Raw genomic sequence first — 7,782 nt, forward strand, 5'->3', positions numbered from 1 at the left:
CTCGCTCAACTCAACCTCTCCGAAAGCTGCGCGAGCAGCTCGTCATCGCTCATGTCGTCATAGGCGTCGGCGCTGTCCTGCTCGGCGGCCTCCGCCACCTCGGGCAGCACCGTTGCCAGGTACCCCGTCAGCGCGTCGATCGTCGGGTAGTCGAACACCACTGCGGCCGGCAGAGCTTCGCCCAGACTGTCCGACAGTGACCGCTGCAGGGTGACGCTCATCAGCGAATCCATGCCGGACTGGAAGAACCCGGCGGTCGGGTCCAGCGCGTGACGGGACCCCAGCCCCATGGCGGCGATGACCTGGTCGGTGACGTGTTCGCGCAGCAGCTCCCCGCGCTGTCCGGGTTCCGCCTCAGTCAGAACGCGGCGGAACTCGGTGCTCTGCGCCGCCGGCCCGTCGGCAGGTGCGTCGACGATCAGCAGATCGTCGACGATGTGCAGCGCCGCCCGGGTGCGGTACGCGACGGCAAGCCGCGGCCAGTCCGCCGCGACGACGGTGTGCCGCACCGCATTGTGAGCACCGATCACCAGCGGCAGGGCTCCGATGGCGACATCGTCGGCCATCGGCTCCAGGCCGGAGTCGACAGTCACCTGGCGTTCGGCATCGGATTGGGTGTCGGTCAGGGACTTCCACAACCCCCAGTTGATCGCGGTGGCCGGCAGCCCGGCCGCGCGGCGCGCGTAGGCGAAGGTGTCCAAGAAGGTGGTGGTGGCCGTGTAGTGCGCCAGCCACCGTGACCCGGTGATGCCGGAGATCGACGAGAACAACACGAAGTAGCGCACCGGCTGTCGCAGCGACAGCTTGTGCAGCACCGCGACCACGTCGAGCTTCGGGCGGAACATGGTGGTCACGTCGTCGTCGGTCATGTCGCGCAGGGTCACCGGGCCGCCGGCGAAGGCGGCCACGTGGATGCCTTCCAGCGGCGGCAGGTCGACGCCGAAGCGATCGAACAGCGCACCCATCGCGGTCTCGTCGGCGGCGTCGGCAGCCACTGTCACCAGTGTCGTTCCGGCCGGGGCCAACTCGGCCGCCAATCCGTCGAGCACTGAGCCCGGGCGTCGGGAAACCGCGACGATGGTCTTGGCTCCACTGGCCGCCAGTTGCCGCACCAGCTGCGGACCGATGTTGCCGGTCGCGCCGATCACCAGATGGCAACTGCCGGCATCGAATTCGACTGGTTCAGCTCCGGTAGGACGGCTGCCGAGCAGGCGCGGGACCCGACGAATACCGGCCCGGTAGACGACCTGGTCCTCGGTGTCGGCGGCGTCGGCTTCGGCCACCAGGTATCCGGCGACCAGTGCTGCGGGGACCGACTCGTCGACGTCGACAACCCTGCCCCAGATCTCCGGGTGCTCCAGCGCCAGGCTGCGGCCCAGCCCCCACAGTACGGCGTGCGCGGGGTTGGCCCGGTCGCCATCGCCGACAGGTTGCGCGTTGCGGGTCAGCAGGAACAGCTTCGCCGAGTTCGACGTCTGCTCCGTCATCGCGGTGGCCAGGCGCCGCGCCGCGTTGAACGCCTGGTAGGCCGGTGCGGCGCTGAGATCCGTCGGGTCCGTCGACGGCGCGAACAGCACATGGGTGGCCGCGCCCAGGGCGGTGGCCAGTGCCGCACCATCACCGTCGGCGCTCAGCACCGACGCGTCCAGCGCAGTCACGCCGCCGCCCAGCTTCGCGCCGATCTCGGCGCTGAGCTCCTGGCCGCCGATCACCAGCCAGGACTGCTCGGTGATGGTCTCGCCAGGCGCGGCTTCGGCAGCCGGCCAGGTCAGCTCGCACCACCAGTCCTCGGGCACCGGGCCCGAACTGCCGACGGCCCGCTGTGGCCCGGCACCGGCCGCAACAGCGGCGCCCCGGACTGCCGCGGTGTCGATCCAGTAGCTGCTGTGCTGCCACGGGGTGGCGGGCAGCACCGGGTGCGGCTCGGGCGGATGCGGGGTCAGCGGGGGCTGGGTGGTGTGCGTGCGATTGAGGTTGGTGTGGAAGCTGACCGCGTCGTCAGCGTCGCGCACCAGGGTCCCGACGCTGTGGTGGTGCCCGCCAAGGGCTTCCACCGTGTCAGCAATCGCGTGAGTCAGAATCGGGTGGGCGCTGACTTCCACGAACGTGGTGTACTCGCCGGCCGCGGCAGCGACCGCCTGAGTCAGTAGTGCGGGCTGCCGCACGTTGTTCACCCAGTAGTCGGCGTCCAGGATCGGCATGCCACCGGCCGGCATGGCGGCTTCGGTCACCGTCGAGAAGAACGGGATGGTGGCGACTTCCGGCGTCAGACCCGTTAGGGCCGCTCGCAACTCGGGCAGGATCGGGTCCATCAGCGCGGTGTGCGAGGCTACTTCCATGTTGACCCGCCGGGCGAACTTGTTCTGGCCGCTGACGGTCGCGATGACCGCGTCCACGGGCGCAACCGGGCCGGCCACCACGGTCTGCTTCGGCGAGAGGTAGCCCGCCACACTGACGTCCGGGTAGTCGGCCAGCAGTGCCTCGACGGCATCGGGGTCGAGGTTCAGCAGTGCCACCGCGCCCTGCCCGGCCTGCCTCGACATCAACTGCGAACGGGCCGCGATGACGCGGAACCCGTCGGCCGGGCTCAGCGCGCCGGCTACCACCGCCGCGGTGACTTCGCCCATCGAGTGGCCGATGACAGCGTCGGGATGGACCCCGTACGACCGCCACAGCTCGGTCAGCGCCAGCTGCAGCCCCATCAACACAGGCTGTACCTGCGCGTCGCCGCTGACCGGTTCACCGGCGGAGATCACCTGCCACAGCGAGAACCCGACGTGTTCGACGAAAGCGGGTTCCAGCACTGCCAGCGCCCGGGCGAACGCCGGTTCGTCGGTGAGCAGCGCACGGCCCATGCCGATCCAATGCGAGCCCTGCCCGGAGTAGACGAAGACGGTGCCGGGTCCGCACGGGCCGTCGTGCGGACCGATGACTCCGCACTCCTGGCCCTCCGCCGAGGTACCGGCCGCCAGTGCCCGCAGGCCGCTGACCGCCGCGTCCCGGTCGCGGGCGCACACCGTGCCGAACAGCGGTTGGCGGGCACGATGGTGATTGAGGGTGTGTGCGACGTCGGCAAGTTCCACACCGGCGCCGTCGCCTTCCAGCCAGTCGGCCAGGTCGGTGGCTGTGGCGGCGATCCGTTCCGGCGTCCGGGCGGAGACCACCAGCGTGGTCACAGCCGGATCTACCTCGCGCGCAGTGATCTTGGCGGGCGGCGCCTGCTCGATGACCACGTGAGCGTTGGTGCCACCGAAACCGAAGGACGAGATCCCTGCCCGCCGCGGGTGATCCGACGAGGGCCAATCCTGGTGTTCGGCAACAACCTTCACCCGCATCTGCTCGAACGTGATGTGCGGGTTGGGGGTGTTGAAATGCAGGTTCTTCGGAATTCGCCCGCGCTGCACAGCCAGCACCGTCTTGATGAAGCCGACCATGCCCGCGGCCGCCTCGAGATGGCCGAGGTTCGACTTGGCAGCGCCGAGCAACAGCGGCGACTCCGGAGAACGACCCCGGCCGAGCACCGTGCCCAGCGCTTTGGCCTCGATCGGGTCGCCCAACAGGGTTCCGGTTCCATGGGTCTCGACGTAGTCGACTTCCTGCGGGGCGATACCGGCGTCGGCGTAGGCCGACCGCAGAACCGCCATTTGGGCGGCCGGGTTCGGCGCCAGCAGGCCGTTGGAGTGGCCGTCCTGGTTGATCGCCGATCCCCGCACCACCGCCAGCACGCGGTCGCCGTCTTGGCGGGCGTCGGACAGCCGCTTGAGCACCACGACACCGCAGCCCTCACCGCGAACGAATCCGTCGGCGTCGGCGTCGAACGCGTGGCACGCGCCGGTCGTCGACAATGCCCCGCTCTGGTCGAAACCGCGGAAAACCGCGGGTGACATCAGCAGGTTCACGCCGCCGGCGATCGCCATCTCGCACTCCCCGGTCCGCAGACTCCGGCAGGCCAGATGCAGGGCGACCAGCGAAGACGAGCATGCGGTGTCCACCGTCACCGACGGGCCGCGCAGGTCCAAGAAGTACGACAGCCGGTTGGCGATGATGCTCAGTGCGCCACCGGCGTTGCTCCAGGCGTCCACGCTGGGCAGGTCGGCGGACGCGTGGCAGCCGTATTCGGTAATGCTGGCTCCGACGTACACGCCGGTCTGCGATCGCCGCAACGAGGTCGCCGGAATTCCGGCGTGCTCCAAGGCCTCCCACGCCACTTCGAGCAGCAGCCGTTGCTGCGGGTCCATCTTGACCGCTTCGCGGCTGGAGATGTCGAAGAAGTCGGCGTCGAATGCGGCGATATCGCGCAGGAACGAGCCCCAGCGGGTGGTGCGGGCGATAGCGTTGCCCGTCTCGGCTGAACCGTCGTCGAACGGCGCCCAGCGATCGGCGGGCACTTCGGTCACCGCGTTGCCACCGTCGAGCAGGAACTGCCACATCGCGTCCGGTGAGTTGATGTCACCTGGGAACCGGCAACCCAGACCGATCACCGCGATGGGCTCATCGGTGCCGAAGCGCCCGGGCTCGGGCGCCGACTCTTCGTCGGCGGACTCGGGCTCGATGAGGAACCGGGCCAGTTCGGCGACCGACGGGTGCTGCCAGAGTTCTACCGGTGAGACCTTGCGGCCCAGCAGTTCCGACAGCTCGCCGCAGAGCACCACGGCATCCCGAGATCCGACGCCCAGATCGTTGAGCGACGCGTTGAAATCGATGTCCTCAAGGCTGCAACCGATGTTGGTGACCAGATAGTCGGCCAGCCAGTGGCGCAGTGCTTCTTCGTCAAATGCTGCGGTCATGCGGGGAACTCAATTCCCACTAGATCCCGTCCCATCCGGCCGGAGCCGATTCCACGCTGTCGAACAGCTCGTTCAAAACACTGTCGGTCGACTCGGGCAGCTCACCGCCTGAGGCCGCCGCGTCGCCACCGACATCTTCCTGCGGCAACAGCTTGCCGGTCAGGTGCGCCGCCAGTGCCGCAGTCGTCGGGTGATTCCACAGCATGGTGGCCGACAACTCCATGCCCACCAACTGTTCGATGTCACGGCGGACCGCCATGGCCATCACGGAGTTCAGACCGAGTTCGGCGAACGGCCGGTCCAGCTGTAGCTCCGCCTCCGACATGCGAAGCTCGCGCGCCAGAATGCTGCGCAGCCCGATTTCCAGCTCGCTCAGTATCTCATCGGCGGGCAGCTGCGCCCAGTCGCGGACCGGTCCGGTCTCACCAACTCCCGGGGTGCCGGGTTCCCCGTCGGACGGCAGCGGCACCATCACGGCCTGCGCGACGTCGTAGTGCTCCACGTGGTCCCAGGCGGCGAAGGCTTCCGCCGGGGTGATGGGCCGCGAGCCCATCCGTTCCAGTTCGTGCAGCACCACGTGCGCCTCGGCGCCGAAACCCAGGCCCTTCCACGCCACCCAGTCCAGGCTGACGCTGTGGCAGCCCAGCTTGTGGCGGGCACGGGCCAAGCCGTCCAGGTAGGCGTTGGCGCTCGCGTAGGCGCCCTGACCGGGAACCCCGAACACCGCCCCGGCGGCTGCGGTCATGAAGAAGAAGTCCAGGCTTCCGGGCGGAAAGAGCTCGTTGAGCACCTGGGCGCCGGCGACCTTCGGCCACATGGTGTCGCGCAGCCGGTCGGCGTCGACCTCGGTGAGCAGCTGGCCCTCGGTGATACCGGCGGCGTGGATGATGCCGCGGATCGGCGGTGCGCCGGCTGCGTCGCGGCGGGCCAACAGGTCGGTCACCGCGGCCCGGGACCCGACGTCGAGCCCGGCCACATCAACGGTGACACCGCGCCGCTCCAAGGCCCGGATGGCGGCGATCTTGTTCCGCACGCCGGCCTCGATCTCCTCGGAGTCCCAGTCGCGCCGGGGCGGCAATGCACTGCGACCGGCCAGCACCAGGCGCCGGGCACCCCGGTCGGCCAGCCATCCGGCCATCAGCAGACCGAGCGCTCCCATACCGCCGGTGATGAGGTAGGCGCCGTCGGGCTCGCACACCATCGGCTTGCGCTGAGGCGGACCGGAGATCGGGCTGAACGCCGGCGTCAGGAACTGGTCGTCACGCCACACCACGATGGACTTGGCCGGCGTGCGCAGGATGCTCGACAGCGCCGCGGCGCTCGCGGCTGCATCGGCGGCGTCGTCGCTGGGCAGGTCCACCAGCCCACCGCAGAGTTGCGGCTGCTCTGCCCGGATCACGCCCGCCATTCCCCACAGGCAGCTTTGCCGCACCGCAGCGGCGGAGGCGGCCTCGTGCACGCCGTGGGTGACGATCCACAGGGCCGGCGGGTGCGCGTCGCGGTCGGCCAGGGTGGCCACCAGATCGGCCACCTCACCGGCCAGCCGGGCAGCGCAGTCCAGGTCGGATTCGTCTGCGGGCCCCGGGTCGGCGACATAGACGACGTGGTGGGCCTCGGCGATCCCGGCGCTGTGATGCCCGACCGCGCTCAGTCCGTCGCGCAGCCGGTCGGCGGCGACTCCATCACCGACCACAGCCAGTGTTCCCGGCTGACTCGAGGTCTGCAGGTCGGCGTCCCAGGGCTGCCAGTCGATCGCGTGCGCGATCGAGCTGGGGTCGTCGGAGGTGGCCAGGTTCAGTGTCGTGTAGCGCAGCCCGCGGATGTCGACACACCGGGCGCCGTCGGTTGTGGTCACGGCTATGTCGACGATGAGTTCGCCCTGTCCGGCGTCGCGCCGGTGCACAGTGACTGCGGCCCGGCCGTCCGCCGGTGCAGCACCGAAGCAGACCTCGTCGACCGATGCCGGCACCATCAGCTCGGGGTTGGTGTCGTCGATCAGGCGGGCGACATGCAGGGCGGCGTCCAGCAGCGCGGGCGTGCCGGACTGTGCGGACGCCACATCGGCACACAATTGCGTCGCGGTGGACCGGCCGTCGATCAGCGACCACTCGAAGGGACGCCCCTCGCTGCCCCAGGTGAGCCACAGCGCGGTCACCACGTCGTCATCGAAGGAGGTTCCGCTGTGGCCGCCGATGGGGCTGGAGTCAACAGCGGGCCCGGCGGATTCGCTGCGCGGCGTGATGCGGGCGCTGAGATGTTTGACCCATCGGGCGGCCGAGTCGTCGGAAACCGACTTCGACGACACTGTCACCGATTCGCCGTCGGCGACCACCTGGATGGTCCGCAGTCGGTCGACGATGACGGGGTGCTCGAATCGGATCTCGCTGACCGCCGAGTCCCCGCTGACCTCGAACGCGGCCTCCGCCAGGGTTTGCAGCAGCACCGATGCCGGAACCAGCTCCACCCCGTTGTTGCGGTGACTGCCGGGATACGGTTTGGTCGCCGGGGACAGCCGGGCTTGCCACAGGTGGACGGTCGGTGTGCTGCCGATCTTGATGTGGGTGCCCAGCAGCAGGCCCGGCCGTGGCGCGGATTCGGCTGCGGTGATGGAGCTTTCGACCACAAGCCAGTGGTGGGTGTGTCGCCACGGTGTGGTCGGCAGCACCGGGTAGGACCCCGACGGATGCGGAAGGTCGCGCGGGCTGACCGGGTGGGCGCTGTTGAGATGCTGATGGAAGGCGACGGTGTCATCGCCGTCGCGCACCAGCGTGGCGACGCTGCAGTGCGGCACCGCGTCCAGGATCTCGTCGATCGTGTGGGTAAGGATCGGGTGCGGGCTGATCTCGATGAACGTGCCGTATTTGTCTCCGGCGGCAGCGACCGCCTGATGCACCCGGGCCGGCTGGCGCACGTTGTCCGCCCAGTAGCGGGCGTCGAGCACCGGGGTGGGTCCGAGCGGGTCGACCACGGTGGACAGGAACGGGATCTGTGGTGT

General features: G+C 69.4%; 2 protein-coding genes. Both read right to left on the minus strand.

What is annotated here, in order from left to right; genetic code table 11:
* Window positions 1-5: 5 nt before the first annotated feature.
* A complete protein-coding gene (locus N416_RS0118020; RefSeq protein ID WP_024443498.1) occupies window positions 6-4,787 on the minus strand; it encodes a type I polyketide synthase in 4,782 nt (1,593 codons plus the stop codon).
* 19 nt (window positions 4,788-4,806) lie between these two features.
* On the minus strand, window positions 4,807-7,782 hold a 2,976-nt coding region (locus N416_RS0118025; RefSeq protein ID WP_024443499.1), incomplete at its 5' end, for a KR domain-containing protein.

It is taken from the genome of Mycobacterium sp. UM_WGJ (assembly GCF_000455125.1).
Classification (GTDB): Bacteria; Actinomycetota; Actinomycetes; order Mycobacteriales; family Mycobacteriaceae; genus Mycobacterium.